21 protein-coding genes are annotated in these 17,664 nt (G+C 41.7%); 12 read left to right on the top strand and 9 right to left on the bottom strand.

What is annotated here, in order from left to right:
• The first annotated feature begins 428 nt into the window (after positions 1 to 428).
• From DRF67_RS16240 to DRF67_RS16200, 10 genes are all read left to right on the top strand, one after another.
• Positions 429 to 1,034 (top strand): DUF1062 domain-containing protein, encoded by a 606-nt coding sequence (locus DRF67_RS16240; protein WP_115929344.1) that lies wholly within the window; start codon positions 429 to 431, stop codon positions 1,032 to 1,034.
• Positions 1,035 to 1,255: 221 nt separating this feature from the next.
• Complete coding sequence (locus tag DRF67_RS16235; RefSeq protein WP_115929343.1) at positions 1,256 to 2,005, top strand: sulfite exporter TauE/SafE family protein; 750 nt, start codon at positions 1,256 to 1,258, stop codon at positions 2,003 to 2,005.
• 19 nt (positions 2,006 to 2,024) lie between these two features.
• Complete coding sequence (gene moaD / locus DRF67_RS16230) at positions 2,025 to 2,267, top strand: molybdopterin converting factor subunit 1 (RefSeq protein WP_115929342.1); 243 nt, start codon at positions 2,025 to 2,027, stop codon at positions 2,265 to 2,267.
• A gap of 63 nt (positions 2,268 to 2,330) precedes the next feature.
• Complete coding sequence (locus tag DRF67_RS16225) at positions 2,331 to 2,747, top strand: molybdenum cofactor biosynthesis protein MoaE (RefSeq protein WP_115929341.1); 417 nt, start codon at positions 2,331 to 2,333, stop codon at positions 2,745 to 2,747.
• A gap of 49 nt (positions 2,748 to 2,796) precedes the next feature.
• Positions 2,797 to 3,669, top strand: coding sequence for a formate dehydrogenase accessory sulfurtransferase FdhD (gene fdhD / locus DRF67_RS16220; protein ID WP_115929340.1), 873 nt, complete (start codon positions 2,797 to 2,799; stop codon positions 3,667 to 3,669).
• A gap of 78 nt (positions 3,670 to 3,747) precedes the next feature.
• Positions 3,748 to 4,098 carry a DUF7009 family protein gene (locus DRF67_RS16215; RefSeq protein ID WP_115929339.1) on the top strand — a complete coding sequence of 117 codons (351 nt, stop codon included), beginning with the start codon at positions 3,748 to 3,750 and terminating at the stop codon, positions 4,096 to 4,098.
• 22 nt (positions 4,099 to 4,120) lie between these two features.
• On the top strand, positions 4,121 to 6,514 hold the full coding sequence (locus DRF67_RS16210; RefSeq protein ID WP_115929338.1) for an FdhF/YdeP family oxidoreductase: 2,394 nt from the start codon (positions 4,121 to 4,123) through the stop codon (positions 6,512 to 6,514).
• Positions 6,515 to 6,538: 24 nt separating this feature from the next.
• A complete protein-coding gene (locus tag DRF67_RS21830) occupies positions 6,539 to 6,823 on the top strand; it encodes a molybdopterin-binding protein (protein ID WP_228435831.1) in 285 nt (94 codons plus the stop codon).
• A complete protein-coding gene (locus DRF67_RS21825; RefSeq protein WP_228435830.1) occupies positions 6,783 to 7,022 on the top strand; it encodes a molybdopterin-binding protein in 240 nt (79 codons plus the stop codon). Before DRF67_RS21830 ends, DRF67_RS21825 begins: the two co-directional genes overlap by 41 nt.
• A 28-nt stretch (positions 7,023 to 7,050) precedes the next feature.
• Complete coding sequence (locus tag DRF67_RS16200) at positions 7,051 to 7,968, top strand: bestrophin family protein (RefSeq protein WP_115929337.1); 918 nt, start codon at positions 7,051 to 7,053, stop codon at positions 7,966 to 7,968.
• 21 nt (positions 7,969 to 7,989) lie between these two features.
• On the opposite strand, the gene DRF67_RS16195 is transcribed toward DRF67_RS16200, so the two are convergent.
• From DRF67_RS16195 to moaA, 5 genes are all read right to left on the bottom strand, one after another.
• Complete coding sequence (locus tag DRF67_RS16195; RefSeq protein WP_115929336.1) at positions 7,990 to 9,030, bottom strand: HesA/MoeB/ThiF family protein; 1,041 nt, start codon at positions 9,028 to 9,030, stop codon at positions 7,990 to 7,992.
• Between the two features lie 38 nt (positions 9,031 to 9,068).
• The gene (locus DRF67_RS16190; RefSeq protein ID WP_228435829.1) at positions 9,069 to 9,653 is read right to left on the bottom strand and encodes an NTP transferase domain-containing protein; all 585 of its coding nucleotides are present in this window, start codon (positions 9,651 to 9,653) and stop codon (positions 9,069 to 9,071) included.
• 1 nt (position 9,654) lies between these two features.
• Complete coding sequence (moaC, locus tag DRF67_RS16185; protein WP_115929334.1) at positions 9,655 to 10,131, bottom strand: cyclic pyranopterin monophosphate synthase MoaC; 477 nt, start codon at positions 10,129 to 10,131, stop codon at positions 9,655 to 9,657.
• Positions 10,132 to 10,204: 73 nt separating this feature from the next.
• Positions 10,205 to 11,407 carry a molybdopterin molybdotransferase MoeA gene (locus DRF67_RS16180; RefSeq protein WP_115929333.1) on the bottom strand — a complete coding sequence of 401 codons (1,203 nt, stop codon included), beginning with the start codon at positions 11,405 to 11,407 and terminating at the stop codon, positions 10,205 to 10,207.
• A gap of 2 nt (positions 11,408 to 11,409) precedes the next feature.
• A complete protein-coding gene (gene moaA / locus DRF67_RS16175; RefSeq protein ID WP_115929332.1) occupies positions 11,410 to 12,399 on the bottom strand; it encodes a GTP 3',8-cyclase MoaA in 990 nt (329 codons plus the stop codon).
• 313 nt (positions 12,400 to 12,712) lie between these two features.
• Here moaA and DRF67_RS16165 point away from each other — a divergent pair, with 313 nt between their 5' ends.
• Positions 12,713 to 13,579 carry a helix-turn-helix domain-containing protein gene (locus DRF67_RS16165; RefSeq protein ID WP_115929367.1) on the top strand — a complete coding sequence of 289 codons (867 nt, stop codon included), beginning with the start codon at positions 12,713 to 12,715 and terminating at the stop codon, positions 13,577 to 13,579.
• A gap of 37 nt (positions 13,580 to 13,616) precedes the next feature.
• Here the strand turns inward: DRF67_RS16165 and DRF67_RS16160 are convergent, their stop codons facing one another.
• Complete coding sequence (locus tag DRF67_RS16160; protein WP_115929330.1) at positions 13,617 to 14,735, bottom strand: FAD-dependent oxidoreductase; 1,119 nt, start codon at positions 14,733 to 14,735, stop codon at positions 13,617 to 13,619.
• 92 nt (positions 14,736 to 14,827) lie between these two features.
• Here DRF67_RS16160 and DRF67_RS16155 point away from each other — a divergent pair, with 92 nt between their 5' ends.
• On the top strand, positions 14,828 to 15,790 hold the full coding sequence (locus DRF67_RS16155; protein ID WP_115929329.1) for a helix-turn-helix domain-containing protein: 963 nt from the start codon (positions 14,828 to 14,830) through the stop codon (positions 15,788 to 15,790).
• A gap of 146 nt (positions 15,791 to 15,936) precedes the next feature.
• On the opposite strand, the gene DRF67_RS16150 is transcribed toward DRF67_RS16155, so the two are convergent.
• The 3 genes from DRF67_RS16150 to DRF67_RS16140 form a co-directional block, all read right to left on the bottom strand.
• A complete protein-coding gene (locus DRF67_RS16150) occupies positions 15,937 to 16,338 on the bottom strand; it encodes a DoxX family protein (protein ID WP_115929328.1) in 402 nt (133 codons plus the stop codon).
• Positions 16,339 to 16,348: 10 nt separating this feature from the next.
• Entirely contained in the window at positions 16,349 to 16,969 is a 621-nt protein-coding gene (locus DRF67_RS16145; protein ID WP_115929327.1) for a hypothetical protein, read from the bottom strand.
• 65 nt (positions 16,970 to 17,034) lie between these two features.
• Positions 17,035 to 17,634, bottom strand: coding sequence for a Crp/Fnr family transcriptional regulator (locus tag DRF67_RS16140; protein WP_115929326.1), 600 nt, complete (start codon positions 17,632 to 17,634; stop codon positions 17,035 to 17,037).
• Between the last annotated feature and the right edge of the window lie 30 nt (positions 17,635 to 17,664).

Genomic DNA, 17,664 nt, shown 5'->3' with positions numbered 1-17,664 from the left:
TTCGCTGAAAAGAGAACAGTTCGGTTTGTTGTACAGTTCAATTTTTGTTTGTTGTATAGTTCACGACCAGCAGTACACATTGTCAGTCATCCGGCTGTATTTCTGAAAGCAGGAACATATTTTGAAATGATCGCCTTATATTTCCTCAAAATTGATTACTTTTATCATAACCAAGTAAATATATTGTTTTGAGGAACACTCTGAAACTTATTACAGCTTAGTATCAGTCTTACAACCACAGGCTGATCATTCTTTAGTTCGGGCAATTCTGCCTGAGCAGGTTTTCATTTAATCATATTAATCATCGCATTGCTTGTTACAGCAAATGCATTCTGCTATTCCGGTTTCTGAAGATTCCGCTGTTTCAGGATTTCAATAGGTGATCAATATGAAAAACTCACAAAGAATACTAAGCACAGAAATAAGTAATGAGTCAAGAATATATTTGGGAGGTTAAAGCAAAAAATACTCCTCTCATCAAAAAGAAATGCAACCATTGTGACAGCAGCAGATTTTACAGCAGTGATAAATTCAGGCTGAACGCACAGAAAAAAAATATTGATATCTGGTTAATTTACAGGTGTGTAAAATGTAAAAATACATTTAATATGACCCTGTTTTCCAGAACCAGGGCGGAATCAATTCCTAAAGATTTATTCGGAAGAATGTTGGAAAACGATCGGGAAACAGCCTGGAAGTATGCCTTTTGTCATGAAATAAAACGTAAAAATCATGTTGAAGCAGATCCGGACAGTGTAGCCTATGAGATTGGGTATCCTTTAATAGAAGAGATTATGAATTCTGATGGAGACATCATTTCCTTTACCATCCAATATCCTTTTGATTTTGGGATCAGGATATCTTCAGTGATCAGAATGTGTTTACATCTTTCGGCAAGCCGGTTCGACAGACTCATGGAGGCAGATGCCATTGAGTATCAGGGCAAATTGCTGCATAAGAAACAAAAAATTAAAGACGGAGATACCCTCATGATAAAAAAGGACGCTCTCGCGAAACTGTACGATGGTATTTGATTCATGGTCCCGGACCATGATAGACCGTTTTTTTAAATTACTTCACAGAACCTTCAATTCTGAGGATTTGGAGGTTTCTGTTGAAGGGTACATCATTTTATTTTCAGGATACACAATCTGGGATATTTTTATCACAAATTAAAGTATAGACTTTTGGACGGACCGTAACAAACAAGCTCTAAAATGAGTATTATTGTAATGATATTAATCTGAGAAATAATATGGGGCATTGGGAAATCTTTTTGTTCTTTCTGGTCATCGCTTTTGTCTATTCCTCCGTAGGATTTGGAGGAGGATCCAGCTATCTTGCTGTATTGGCCATGTACAGTCTTCCCTATCAGGAAATACGCCTTACAGCATTGGTATGCAACGTTATTGTTGTCATAGGCGGAGTTTATATTTATATTAAAAATAAGCAGGTAGATTGGAAGAAAGTGATTCCCATCACCATGGTAAGTGTCCCGATGGCTTATTGGGGGGCTGTTTTGAAGATAAGCCAGGAAACATTTTTTCTGATCTTAGGGATTACTTTAATGATTGCGGCCTTATTGTTATGGATAAAAACAGGAACTCAATATGAAAATGCCGGAGCCGAGGGTACGACTACCTCGCTCGTTAGAAATAGTTTTTTAGGAGGGGGAATTGGATTTTTATCGGGGTTGGTAGGAATAGGCGGAGGAATTTTTCTTTCTCCCATGCTCAATTTGCTGAAATGGGATACCCCACGAAAAATCGCGGCAACCTCCAGCGTCTTTATCCTGGTTAATTCTTTATCAGGAATTAGCGGACAGCTATCAAAATTATCCGTTGATATGGACTATTTCAGGATTGTGGGCTTGGGCCTAGCGGTGTTTATCGGAGGTCAGGCCGGCTCCAGATTGTCGTTGAAATGGAACCCTTTGATCATAAAAAGAATGACTGCCATACTGGTATTGGTAGCGGGCGTAAATGTTTTAATAAAATATTGGTAAATCAAGTTAAATCAAAGAAATGAAGATCAAGATATTAGCATTCGGAATAGCGAAAGATATTTTTGGAGCGTCAGAAAAAGAAATAGAAATAAAAGACGCTCTGACTGTACAACACTTAAAAAATATACTGGAAGAAGAATTTCCGGAACTTAAAAGACTGAAAGCCTATTTTGTCGCTGTGGATGAAGAGTATGCGGAGGACGACCAGCTGATAAGCAGTATCAATGAAATAGCGATTATCCCACCTGTAAGTGGCGGATAAATTTCTTGGGTTAATAATGCTTTTGTAATAATACACTGCTTTTGCAGCGAATATTCACACCAAATGATTGACATAAACATAACAGAAAATACGCTAGATATCACAGCATGCCTTAGTGCAGCTCAGGATTTTGGAAGCGGTGGGGTGTCCACATTTATAGGGACTGTACGTAATGTGACCAAAGAGAAATCCGTAGTCCGGCTGGAGTACGAATGCTATCAGCCTATGGCGATGAAGGAGATAAGGAAAATAGCCGATAAGGCAATTGATTTATTTTCGGTCAAGAACATTGTCGTTCATCACCGTACCGGAATATTATTTCCAGGCGATGCCGCTATTATTATTGTTGTAAGTGCAGGCCACCGGGAGGCTGTTTTTGATGCCTGCAAATATATGATTGACACGATCAAAGAGACCGTTCCCATTTGGAAAAAAGAGATTTTTGACGATGGAGAAGAATGGGTTTCGGCCCATCCATAATATGAGCCATTAATTTTCGTACATTTACTATACCAGTTCCTTACAAGATATGAAAACCAGTTTATCAGACCATAAATCTGTACAGCAGATCGAAATTATCAAGGTAAAAGGTCATGACTTTTTCCCCTGTACTGATGATGTTTCTGTAGAAGAACCTCTGGAGATACGGATTTCCTATAGTTTTGAAAACCGTAGAGAAAGTAAAAACATATCCGTCACCATGAGGACTCCCGGCCATGACGCAGAACTGGCCATCGGATTTTTATTTACAGAAGGAATTATCTCGGGCTATCATCAGATTGTAAAAGCGGAACATCACGAAGCAGAATGCTCCAGAAACCGTAAAAACATAATGATTGTGAACCTCGCTGAAGACTGTTCTCCCCAGCTGATGAAGGCAGACCGTAACTTTTATACAACATCAAGCTGTGGGGTTTGTGGTAAAGGGTCCATAGAATCAATACGAACGGTAAGTGCTTTTCAGAATAGCAGAAAGGAAAAGTATACCGTAACCTTTGATACCCTGTACCGGTTATCAGACCAACTACAGTCTTTTCAAAACAATTTCAGAACAACGGGAGGTATTCATGCTTCAGGTCTTTTTGATCAGGAAGGAAATTTACTGGCTTTACGGGAAGATGTGGGACGGCATAATGCACTGGATAAACTTATTGGCCATGCTTTGGCTACAGAACAGCTTCCCCTGGATGATAAAATTTTAGTATTAAGTGGGAGGGCCAGCTTTGAACTGATACAGAAAGCTGCAATGGCCGGTATTTCGTTTGTCGCTGCCATTGGCGCTCCTTCCAGCCTTGCCATTGACCTGGCAAAAGAATTTGATATGACCCTGTTGGGATTCCTTCGCGATAACCGGGTGAATATATACCATAAAAGTAAGTGTCACGAAATAATACAGAAATAAAATAACGGTTATGGATCGGCCATCGGGCTGTTCGCCAATCTCTTATGCAGATGACCATTAACAATACGATAACAAGCGATGAAAATTAGAATAAAAGACAATTCGATCAGGTTCCGTTTAACGCAGTCAGAAGTTTCAGAACTTAATGAAAAAGGAATTGTTTCCAGCGTTACCCAATTTGTAGACAGACCATTCATCTATATGATTGAAAGGGTAAATGATGACGTCCTGTCCGCTGCATTTATTGAAAACAGAATGGTGATGAGAATACCTGAAGCAATGGTCAATGCCTTGGTATCAACAGATACCGTAGGTTTTGAAGGCCAGACCGGATTGGTAAAACTTCTGGTGGAAAAAGACTTTGTATGCATAGACAATACCATGGAAGATCAGAGTGATAACTATCCGAATCCCAATCTCACCTGTTGATTACCATAAAAAAATCAAGGCTATGGAAGACAATAACAAAAAGAAAGTAGAAGAAGAAATCAGCAGAGAGCCCAATGCTGAAAATCCTTACACGTTACTGGACCTTAAGCTTACCCATGTAGAAAAAGAAGCTGCAGGTATACCTGCCGTAATGGCGGCTTTTGGTGATCTGATTGAAGAAAAGACATTGGTCCGGGGAACAAGCGCCCTCTTTAAAATGAATCAGATGGATGGTTTCGACTGCCCAAGCTGTGCATGGCCCGATCCTGATGATGAACGTTCTGCTCTTGGAGAATACTGTGAAAATGGAGCCAAAGCCCTTGCCGAAGAGGCGACTACGAAAAGAGTAACACCGGAATTCTTTAAACAGAATTCTGTATATGATCTTGCCCAATTAGATGATTATCAGATCGGAAAAATGGGAAGACTTACAGATCCGATGTATCTGGCACCCGGTGCGACCCATTATGAACCTATCAGTTGGGATCATGCCTTCAAAAAAATTGCAGAACACCTCAATGCCCTGGAATCTCCTGATGAAGCGGCTTTTTATACTTCCGGACGTACCAGTAATGAGGCCTCTTTTGTGTATCAGCTTTTTGCCAAAGAATTCGGAACCAATAATATGCCCGACTGTTCCAATATGTGCCATGAGACCTCCGGTTCTGCATTGCGCCCCACGATTGGAATCGGGAAAGGGACCGTTACGCTCGAAGATTTTTATGATGCGGAATTGATTATCATTATCGGACAGAATCCGGGAACCAATGCACCACGAATGATGAGTGCCCTGGCAAAAGGAAAAAATAACGGCGCTAAAATTATTGCTGTCAATCCGCTGCCGGAAGCAGGATTGATGGGCTTCATCAATCCACAAAGCGTAAAAGATGTTCTGAGAGGAGGGGTTCAGCTGGCCGACCTTTATCTGCCGGTAAAGATCAACGGTGATATGGCGTTGCTGAAGGCTCTTGAATTATTATTACTAGAATTTGAAAAAAATAATCCGGGTCAGATTTTTGATGAGACCTTTATCCGTGAAAAGACGGTAGGCTATGAAGATTTCCTGAAGCAGTTCGACCATTATAAGCTGGATGAGCTGGCTGTGCTTTCAGGAGTTTCTAAAGAAGATCTTTATAAAGCTGCAGAAATGATAGCCTTTAAAAAGAGAATCATTATCAGCTGGGGAATGGGGCTTACCCAACAGCCTAACGGAGTGGATATGATCCGTGAGATTCTCAATATTCTCTTGCTGAAAGGAAGTATCGGCATCCCGGGAGCCGGCGTTTGCCCTGTCCGCGGCCACAGTAATGTACAGGGAAACAGAACGATGATGATCGATGAAAAACCTACCGATGAACAGCTTGACCGCCTTGAAAAATTTTATGGCTTTACTATGCCCCGAAAACATGGGTATGATGTGGTACGGGCCATAAAGGCGATTCATGAAGAAAAAATAAAAGTCATGTTCTGTATGGGAGGAAACTTTATTTCCGCTACTCCTGATACCACATATACAGCCCATGCGATGAGGAAGCTGAACCTGCTGGTGAGTGTATCTACAAAACTGAACAGGGGTCATCTTGTTCATGGAAAAGAAGCGTTGGTCCTGCCAACTTACGGTAGAAGTGATAAAGATATTGTCAATAATGAACTGCAGTTTATTACGACAGAAAATTCAATGGGCGTTGTTCAAAGCTCAAGAGGCATGCTGGATGCTGTCTCCGATAATCTGATCAATGAGACGCAGATTGTCTGCCGTATGGCTATGGCTACGCTCGGAAGCCGCTCTGTAGTCAACTGGCAGCGGTATCATGACAGTTATGACGCAGTACGGGATGATATTGAGCAATGCATTCCTGGATTTGAAGATTACAATACTCGTGCAAGAAAAAAAGGAGGCTTCTATTTGCCCAATGCAGCAAGAGACGAGCAGAAATTTGCCAAAGATCTGGGGGGACGGGCTCCCTTCACTTTAACGGAAATACCGGACAATATCCTGGCTGACGATGAGTATATGATGGCAACCACCCGTACGCATGACCAGTTTAACACCACCATATACGGATTGGATGACCGCTATCGCGGAATTAAAAATGAACGGCGTGTGATTTTTATGAATCAGAAGGATATCGATAAAGCAGGATTCAAAGCGGGAGATAGGGTAGATCTTTACAATTATGATGATGGTATCGAAAGGGTAGCCCCTCTTTTTATCATTGTTTCCTACAAGATTCCTGAAAAGAATACAGTCACGTATTTCCCGGAAACCAATGTCTTGGTGTCGGTGAACAACGTGGTGAAAGAGAGCAATATGCCGGCCTCCAAATACGTTAAAATCAAAATAAGAAAGCACGATCCCGAAGTCTATAAAAAAGTAGATGAAATGCTTTACCGTGGTGCTGTTCAAAGACCGTAACGATTGATCCTAAAGCATTGTCGTATGAAGAGAATACTGCCTTTGGCGTTATTATTTGTTTCAGGCTGGGTGTGGTGTCAGTCCGGATTTAAGCTCAAAGTGAATGGTGAGGTTTCCGCACCGCTGGAGCTTTCGCTGAACGATTTAGAAAAAATGCCCAGAAAAGAGGCCTCATTAAAGGATAAAGATGGAAATGTACATCAGTATCGGGGAGTTTTGGTAAGGGACATTCTTACCATGGCCGGAGTTCCTTCAGGAAAAGAGCTGCATGGCGAACATCTTTCAATATGTGCTCGCAAAGTGCGCTGATGGATACCAGGTCCTGTTCTCATTGGCAGAACTGGATGCTTCCATTGCTGACAAAATTGTAATGGTGGCCGATACTGTTGATGGAAAACCATTGCCGGAATCAAAAGGTCCGCTCCGGATTATTGCTGAAGGCGAGAAAAAACCTGCCCGAAGTGCTTATCAGCTGGAATCTCTGGTGATCGGACACCTCAAAAACTAATTTTAAATAAAGGAATCCCGGAAAGGATATGATTATAAGAAAAAAAGAACATTGGTTCAAAATGCTTTTTGTGTGGCATGGCTCTGTCCTGCCAGGACTGTTACCACGACTTTCTCTGCTTTTTATCCTGTCTCTGGGGGTCGTTTATCTGCACGGCATGATCTTTTCCCTTAAAATTCCTCTCAATCCAGCACCCTTGACTTTGTTTGGATTTGTACTGGCTTTGTTTTTAGGATTCAGGAACAATGCCAGCTATGAAAGGTTTTGGGAAGGGCGTAAATTATGGGGCGCATTGCTCAACACGGCAAGATCCCTGACACGCCAGGCCCTGACGCTGAAAAAGCAGGATGATGATCGTCTTTTGGTACCTGAATTTATAGGATTTTTGAGCGCTTTTATTTTTGCATTGAAACACCAGCTAAGGAGTACGGATCCATATGAAGATCTGAAGAGCAGACTTCAGGAACCTCACCTGACAACCGTGATGAACACAAAATACAAGCCGGCAGTTATTATGAGGCTGATGGCGGAATGGGTTCAAAGAGGTAAAGATGAAAACGCTATCGATTCTATTCAGCAGGCCCGGTTTGATGAAAATTTCGATAAGCTATCCGATATTGTAGGAGGATGTGAGCGGATTATTTCTACTCCGATTCCCTATAGCTATAGAGTATTACTGCACAGGACGGTCTATATCTACTGTTTTTTGTTGCCATTTGGCCTGGTAGATTCCCTGGAGTGGTTCACCCCGCTTATTGTTGTGTTTGTGGCCTATACCTTTGTGGCTTTTGAAGCCATTGCTGATGAAATTGAAGAACCGTTTGGAACAGAAGCTAACGATCTGGCGCTTAATAGCATGTGTGTGATGATCGATGAGACTATTCATGAGCTGGCCGGAGAGCAGACGGTACTTTCACCACAAATTCACCAGAATATTATAGATTGATACCGTAAAGCAGAGAAAATCTTAATTTTTTAGGGCCCCGATGCCGTCTTTTAAAGAAAATATTTCCTTCTCCGGAAAGGCTTTTTTAATCATCCTTGCCGCCTCTGTACTGCGTTTTCCTGACTGACAGTAGAGGACTATGGGGATTGAAATACCAGAAATTTTCTGAAAATGATGCTCCATTTCATTCAGAGGAATATTAAGTCCTCCGATATTGAACTGCTGATGCTCCTCCCGGGTGCGTATATCTATGGTTTCAAAGCCTTTCGGATTCTGCCTGTACTCATCCAAACTGATCAGCTGAATAGTCAGGGGAAGGTCCGTAATCTCAAACGACGTTTTTTTAAGCTTAATAATCTGTGTTCTGCCACTCAGCAGATTGATCATCCAGAGTTTTCCTGTCAAGATATCTTCAGACCGTGTCAGGTATTTTATGGCTTCGTTGGCCTGCATACAGCCTACCATTCCTGCCAGGGTAGGGATTACTCCGCCATCCCTGCAGTTCGGGATCTGGGATTGCTCCGCATTCGGGAAAACATCACGGTAATTTGGGGAATATGAACCGTCTTTCTGAAGAACATTCCAGAGGCTTACCTGTCCTTCATGCTGATAAATTGCGCCATACACCAAAGGTTTTTTTGCCAGCACACACGCATCATTCAGCAGACATTTGGTTTCAAGGTTGTCGGTTCCCTCAATAATAAGATCGAATTTTGAGATCAGCTCCATAACATTGGAAGAAGAAACTCTCAATGTATACGGAATCACCTTAACTGAAGGGTTCTGTATCTGTAGCTTTTGGGAAGCTACATCCACTTTAAAAAGGCCGATATCATCGGGAGTATATAATATCTGACGGTGCAGATTGCTTAGCGAAACAGTATCATCATCCACCATTCCAATAGTTCCGACACCGGAAGAGGTAAGGTATTGGGCAACGGGACAGCCAAGACCTCCCATACCTACAATCAGGACTTTGGCATTGGTAAGCAATTCCTGAGAGGCAATACCGAATCCCGGTAAGGCAATCTGACACTGATAACGTTCAAAAGAAGGACTCATAATGCATTGTTTGTAGTGAGTATTTGCTGATGTTTCTTTTATTTCTTTAAAAATTCCTGTGCTTTCAATGCTTCTTCGGGGGTATTTACATTCATGAGGGCATCCGGATGAGGGGGCTTCAGGATCAACGTATCACTGTGTATGAGGACCTTTCTTGGGCACGTATTTCCTATACCCCAATACTGCAGCAGGAGAGGATAGCTCCGGGGTTCCCAAATCGTAATAAGCGGTTCAGGAAGACCGTCAAAAGGACTTTCATAGGTAGTGGCCGCTTTTTCCGGATCTCTGGATTGTACCAGATATTCCAAAGATCGCTGATCCAGAAGAGGAAGATCACAGGCAACGACCAGCCATGCTTTATCCCTGTGGGCACGCAACGCAGAAAGAATTCCCCCGAAAGGCCCCATATCCAGGAATGTATCTGTAATAACGTTATATTGCGGATCAAAGTTTTCCAGCTGATCCTGTCTGCAGGAAATAAAAACGTCACTACAAAACGGTGCAAGAAGATCTGCTGCAAAATAGCGCTGTTCCTTTCCATGCCAGTTCAGCAGATCCTTGGCTTGTCCCATCCTTCTGCTTTTACCACCAGCCAGAACGAGGCCATTTATTGAAGATGTCATATCAGGGTCTTTTGAAATCATTTTTTCCGCCGGTTTTTTCTATTAATTTTATCTCTCTGATTAATATATCATGACTCAATGCCTTGCACATATCGTAAATAGTTAGCGCTGCCACGGAAGCACCGGTAAGTGCTTCCATTTCCACACCGGTTTTAGCTTCAATGCTTGCTGTGCATTCGATCACAATTTCGTTACTGTCGTTCAGCTCTATGTGTACATTACAGTTATCAAGTCCGATCGGATGACATAAAGGAATCAGTTCGCTGGTTTTCTTTGCCCCCATTATTCCGGCAATAATTGCAATCTGGAAGACAGATCCTTTTTTTGTCTTGAAATCGTCTCTCTGCAAAGCGTCCAATACATTTTTAGGTATGGAAATAACTGCCTGGGCAACTGCCTTTCTATTAGTGATCTTTTTGCTGCCAATATCTACAATAGCAGGCTCATTGTTGTTATTGAGGTGGGTGAATTCTGACATATATAATTTTTTTGCCTTGAATGCATTTACTTTTTTTACGCGTACAGGACTGCCTGTATTTCAGGCTTCTGTTTTAAAAACCATACTTCCATATTTTGAAAACCTCTCCCTTTCTGAAAACGTCCTTTTCCAGGGGAAGTTCAATAAAAGCATCGGTATCCGCAAGATGAGAAAAATCTCCTGAACCATTGGTATTCACCGTTTCGGCGGTAAGCTGTCCCGTCTGATTTATGGTAAGCTTTACCTGTGCAAAATACTGAAGTGCAATAGGAAAATCAATATCATTCTCTAAGACTGCAACCAGAGGTGTATTCCCGGAAACTACAAGCGATTTTTCGAGCCATGGGATAAAATACCGGTGGAGACACATCATGACGGAAACCGGATTTCCTGGAAATGCAAAAACAAGCTTCTGATCCTTACTTTTGCCAAACCAGAAAGGTTTTCCAGGTCTCTGTTTTATTTTGTGGAAGAGCTTTTCTATTCCCAGCTCTTCGCATACCTTAGGAAGGTAATCAAATTTTCCCATGGAAACTCCGCCAGTCATCAGCAGGATATCGTATTCACTAAGGCAATGGGATAGTTCTTTTTTGATTTCTTCATAGTCATCGTTAAGGTGCAGGGTATCTGCCTCAATTCGGTATTTTTTCAAAACAGACTGTATTGTTATTCCATTCGAACGCCTTAACTGAAACGGACTGGGAGCCGAACCGGCACTTACCATTTCATCTCCCGTAGAAATAATGGCAATTTTAGGAAGTTTCTTTACCGATATTGAAGTTTTTCCAATAGAAGAAGCAATCCCTATGATAGCAGGAGTAATATTCTGGTGCGCCCTTACCAATACTTCACCTTCTTTTTTGTCTTTACCCTTCAGATGAATATTTTGTCCTTTTTTCAGATCTATAGTAATCGTTGCAGTGCCATGATGGATTGAAATATCTTCATACCGGATCACCGTATCCACCGAGCGATCCAGCGCAGCGCCAGTCATGATTTCAATACATTCATCTTCTGAGTCAATTGCAATGGGAGGTTCTCCGGCAGATTGTATTGCTTTTATTGCAAAAGACCGGCTGCCCTTTTCATAGGAAGCATAGCTGATGGCGATTCCATCTACGGTGGGTCTGTCGAACGGCGGAAGGTCCCTGTCTGCAATAAGATCTTCTGCGAGCGCCCGTCCCAAGGCATCGTCATATGAAATGAGCTCCTTTCCAAAGCTCTGAACCTGGGAAAATATAATATCTTCTGCCTGTTGTACGGTAATCATGTCCATAGTTATCCTCCTATTGTAGCCATAGACTGATGAACCTGTGCGGGAGTGAGGGTTTGTCTTTCAGCTTCCCATCCATCTTTTGGCTTATGATGTATACTGTTGATAATAGTGTTTTTAAGCTCTTCATCTGTTTTTCCGGCCCGTATTTCATCTTTCAAATTAATCCCGTCGCCGCTATACAGACAGGTTCTCAACAATCCGGACGGAGTAATGCGGATTCTGTTGCAGTCCCCGCAAAATGAACGGGTGAAGGCAGCGATGATTCCTATACCACCGGCAAACCCCGGGATTTTATAATGATATGAAGTAGAGCTTTTGGGCGCATCGGTTTTCACAAGATCCAGAAAATAACTTCTGATAAAGGAATAAATTCTCGGGTGGTCCCACTTCAGTACGGTTTCCGCATCATGAGTCCCGTTAAAAGGCATTTCTTCAATAAAACGTACATCTACAGGAAGCTCCCTGGTAAGCTCAACCAGAGGAATAATATCCTCTGTATTCTGATGTTCCATGACGACGGTATTTATTTTGACTTTAATACCATGTGCCAGTAAACGATCCAGTGTTTTCATCACCTTATCAAAACTTCTGCGGCGGGTTATTCTGAAAAAACGTTCTTCATCCAGGGTATCAAGGCTGAGATTCACAGATTGTATTCCAATTTCTTTAAGTTTAGGAATATACGGTGCGGTCAGAATGCCGTTCGTCGTAAGGCTTAGATCTTTAAGACCATCCAGGTGCGAGATTTTTTCCATAAGCCCCATGCAGTTTTTTCTTACAAAGGGTTCACCGCCTGTGATTCTTATCTTATCGACGCCAAGGCTTGTGAATACCGAACAGATCCTGACCATTTCTTCATCGGTCATCAGGTCATTCTGCCGGATCCATGGCAGGCCGTTTTCCGGCATACAATACGTACATCGGAGGTTGCACCGGTCTAAAACAGCCAGTCTGAGATAGTTGATATGTCTTCCGAATTTGTCTGTTAACATAGGTATGAAGAAAAGAGCATTATACAAATATACTTATTGTTTTCCCGACCAGCCAAAAATAAAAATGCAGGGAAATCGGAGTGCAAAATTCATGAGAAATCTATTAAGTATAGACCGTACAGGATCTTTGGTGGCCCTTTTCTTTATTCTCCCATACCATTCTTGGTGACGGATTGGATGAAATGATGATAGTGATGTCACGGTTTTTGATATTCCGGAGGGCTGGGAAGAATGTATCTTTGCACCCTGTAAGAAGCAGCGGTTTATGTGTATTTTCATAAATTAGCAGTCTCTTGCATTGAAAAAGCATGGTATGATAATAGATAAAGAATTCATTAATAAAAATTCGGTAAAAGAGGTGTTTAACCGGGGAATAGATGTTGTTTTTCAGGATGAAATCAGTGCTGCCTCATTGAATTTTTTCCCGGACAACTGTTTTACCATTATTTTACTGGATCAATGCAAAGGGGGTCAATGTAGTACAGGGCTCAACAAGTACGATCTGAGGGCACAGCAGTTATTCATACATCTTCCCAAGAAAGAATACAAATGGGATCTTTCACCGGATACAGTTGGCAGAAGGCTTATTATCAATGATTCCATATTGAAGACGTTTTCACCCACACTCACATTTACCTTTTCTTCTTACAGCAAGTATGAAATGATATTGCCGGATGATGAAACCTATCACAGATTCAGTCTGGAGTTTAATGCCATCAGAAAAGAGATTGCTGCAGATGTTGTTTTTCCCGAACTGATTAATGCAAGGGTACGTCTCCTGGCGCTGATCATCAATCTCTGGGTGGAGCATGCCTATGGACATAAAGCGCTGAGTACTCCTGATAATCTGGCCTTCCGATTTCATATGCTGGTTGACAAATATTATAAAACCCAGAAGAATGTCGCTTTTTATGCAGAACAGCTCTGCATTACTCCCAATTACCTTGGGGTCATCTGCAGAAAGCAGTACACCATTTCTCCCCTGGAGTTTATCAAAGAAAGAATTATTCTGGAGGCAAAAAACCTCCTTCACAGCTCGGATAAGTCCATTAAAGAAATTGCTTTTGAACTGGGGTTCCGGAACTTTTCCCATTTTTCATACCTCTTTAGAATAAAAGCCGGATTAACCCCGAAGAATTACAGAAAGAAACTTGAAGATACAGACCACACTACCGAATAGATTTTTATTTAGAGAATTGGTAAAGTATCTGTTCTCTCTAATGAATCAGCTGCTGGAAAGTAAAATCAGAATGGCGCATTTCTATTTCATTTTGGGACGATGAAACCTGTGCTTCTTTGGCATACACAAACATCTGTTGCTCATAATATGCTATAGCAGCCTGTAGGGATTGATGTTTTCCATCAGTAAGACTTTCAGATAAGATCAATGCATCCATAAGTCCCGTATTAACGCCCTGCCCGGCAAAGGGCGGCATAAGGTGTGCGGCATCTCCAATAAGTGTTATCGGCAGAGGACGGTTATCTTTCCAGGGGGTGTTCAAAGGTAATATTCTTGTTGGCAGACTCCAGAATGAAGTTGTAGACTGAAACAGGTCCTGATACCGTCGATCCCACTGAGAAAACCTTTCCAGAAGAAATCCGCGGATACTGTCCGTATCTGTGATATCCATTTCTTTATCATAAGGGTTCTCAAAGATGATCCCATAGGTGAGGGCACCATTATTATTAGGATTTATAACGATCAGATTACCCTGATAGGCAGTCATAAGCCTGTGGCCATTACACAAATTATAAAACTCTGGACAAGCTGCTTCCGGATGGGGAATATCTCCTTGAATGATCAGCGTTCCGGTATCTTCAACAGGTGTTTCTGTAACATATTTCCGTATTGCGGACATTCCGCCATTGGCTGCTATAACGAGATCAGCGGCAGCTTTTACACCGTTTTCAAAAAGAAGGACCCATCGGCCGTCATGAACCTCCAGACCTGTACATCTGCGGTCCCAGACCACCGTCTCTTCACCGAGGCTGTCCAGAAGCATTTTTCTTAGATTGTTTCTATTGACCTCCGGATTATCAAGTTGATTTTCAGGACTTATATTCTTAGTGAAAATAGTATTAAGCTTTTGATCGGTCATAATGATGCCCATGGGAATTGCATTTTTATAATAGGTGTGCAGCAATCCGGCTTTTTTCATAGCTTTCTGCCCGGAATCTTTGTGAAGGTCCAGGGTCCCTCCAAAAATTCTGGCATAAGGGTCCCGGTCTCTTTCATAAACTGTAACGTTGATGTTTTGCTGCTGAAGCAATCTGGCCATGGTAAGACCAACCGGGCCAGCACCGATAATGGCTACACTTTTATTTTCTAATAACATGATTTTAAATTATTTAATTTGATACAAATTTCAGATGTATTTTAGAAATAAAATAGTTAAATTAGACATGAAAATAGCTGTAAAAGACTTTTATGGATGAAATTGACCAAACAGTCCCCAATGTTTTAAAGAAACTGGCCGGTTTGTTGGGAACAGAAATCAGGCAGAGAAAACTTCAGATTCCTGCACGGTTTGGAAGTGGATATTGTACAGGATATGTTTTCAATGAATACATCAGGATGCTGATCAGTAATTATGAACTGAAAGAAGATATCAGTATCTCAAACCTTGATTTTAATGAGGGCGGAAAGATGCTGTTCTTTAAATTTCAGAAGGTATTTCCTGACATAGAAACTTCACAGGAGAAGAAACAAAGATCCGGGTTACCTTCCGTTTTAATAGGAACCAGCAGGATCAATACCGATGAGGTCATTTCCATCCACAGCAATACCGCCACAATAAATATAGAAATAGATGCTGGCTATCTCAGCGGACTCTTCAGGTTTTCAGATCAGTCTCCGGTGTTGGAAAGTCTTTTGCAGAATACGCAGCCCTTCCTTTTTGAGCAGATCATATATCCTTCTTTACTGGAGATTGTAGAGGAGATCATTTCTGAACATACCGCTGAAACGTTTAAACTGTTTTTTTTGCGGGTGAAAGCAGAAGAGTTGATTTGCAGATTGCTGATGGAGCTGGAAAAGCGGAATGAGAAAAACCTGTATGCATTGAATGCCAAGGATATTGAAACGGTGTATACCATAAAAGAAGAAATTCTAAAGAACCTGGCGGTGCCGCCTGTCATCTCTGCGTTATCTTTACAGGCAGGAATGAGTCCTACCAAACTGAAGCGGTTGTTTAAACAGATTTTCGGAAACAGTATCTTCAGGTACTATCAGGAGTTCAGGATGAAAGAAGCTGCCTTTTTGTTAAAAGAAAAAAAATATACGGTGTCAGAAGTGGGGTATAGAATGGGCTTTTCCAATATGAGCCACTTTTCAAAGGTATTTCAAGAGCATATCGGACTGAAACCGAAGCAATATTCCAGGATCCATTGAAAAACTGCAGCCGCTGTCTGGCGAAATTTACTGATTAGCCGGAGGAAACTTCTTTTAATGGCCACGAATGCATGAGTTGTTGTATTCATACATCCATGGTCATTACAAGAAGGGATACAGGTTTTATACAGTCACCTTATTCTGGGTTAATCCCATTGAGTACTCGTAGAAACAGCATATTTTCCTGCTCCGGTAAAGAAGAAACTGACGCTTACAAGCATATAAATCACCAGTAATTCCAGTGCCCAGCCGCCAAAATCATTCAGCTTGAACAGATTGGACGTTTGGGCAAGGATAGTTGCAGTAAAACAATTGGCCGCAAAGATCAAACCTGCGAGACGTGCCCTGAACCCCAGCATCAGCATCACGGGAGCTATAATTTCCCCGGCAAATACACCATAGGCAAAAAAAGAAGGCAGCCCATGCATGATCATCATGTCTTCGATAAATTCAATTCCGTGGATCAGCTTGTTCACTCCATAAACCGACATGGGAAACCCAATGGCGATTCTGCTGATCAGCAGTCCTAAATCAATGTTCTTTTTCATTTCTTATTATTTAAAAGTTATATTTTATAAATCCCCCAATGTTTTTAAGGGTCTTTTTTCCGTTGTTGAACTGGTCAAAATTAGACGCTATACCGTACATCATTTTGTTTTGTTTTACCCCCAGTCTGATGAGCTGTAATCCCCGGGGATAACCGCTGTCATCAATATTTCCGATCGCCAGCACACTGAAATATCCTTTAAGATTTCTGGTCAGATAAGGAGTATATTCCAGTGAAACGTACTGCTCAAGGGAAAAGCCTTTCTGATAAGTTGTTCCGATAGAGTAGGAAAGAGAATAGATGGGGTTACCGATTTTGTATTGCAGGTACGCACTGAAGAACGCACCCGGATTTTTCATCCCGAAAGCAGCATTTGCACTTAGCTTCCGGGTGATGCTGTAGGCTACGGTATTTCTGATGAAGAAAATATTCTCTTTATCCCTGGTGTATTCCGTGTCAAATAAAGTGAGATTGTTCAATTTCAACCGGTCATTCAATTGATAGTTGATATTGTGCATATAGGTATAGGAACGGTGCCCTGCTACAAAGTCGGGGGTATAGGAAGCTTTTTGTGCATACAGTCCGGATGAAACTGCTGCAAGGGCGGTCATAGCGATAAATTTAGCCTTCATAATTCACTCATTAAAATTCTGTGAGCAAAATTATTCAGGCCGGAACGCAATAAACTTAAGAAATCTTAAGAAACGTCTGAGAGGTGCTTTTTCCGTAAATAGCTTAGATATTCCACTGTGATTCCCAGGTAGGACGCGATCATATACTGTGGAAAGCGTTGTTCGATATTGCGGTAGGTGGAAACAAAATTCCTGTATTTTGTATAGGCATCCACCCTGGAGTGTTCAAAGGTCCGTTCCTGTAAAGTAACGTAGGCACTTTGTATTTTCAGGCGCCAGAATTCAGAAATGGCAGGCACTTCTCTGTAAAGCACTTCCAGATTGGTTTTGCTGATCTGAAGAATAGTTGTGTCTTCATTGGCCTGGATAAACATGCTTGACGGCATTTCACTCAGATAGCTGTACAGGTCGTTGACCCACCAGTTTTCTATGCCCAGCTGGGTAGTGTTTTCTTTCCCTTTCTCATCAATATGGTAGGCGTAAAGGCTCCCTTTGGCGATGAAACGCATCGATCTGGACACTTCACCTGAACGGAGGAGATAGTCTTTCTTCTTAAGCTGGATGATCTCCAGTTTTGCAGTGATACATCCGATGTCCGCGTCCTGTAAGGGTACTATTTCTTTAAAATGCTCTATGAGTTGTGAAACGATGAGGTCTGTATCCATAATCAAGGTGCGCCCGGTTTAAATTTACAC

This window comes from Chryseobacterium pennipullorum, from assembly GCF_003384725.1.
GTDB classification, from domain to species: domain Bacteria; phylum Bacteroidota; class Bacteroidia; order Flavobacteriales; family Weeksellaceae; genus Chryseobacterium; species Chryseobacterium pennipullorum.
This window is presented reverse-complemented; position numbering and strand designations above follow the sequence as displayed.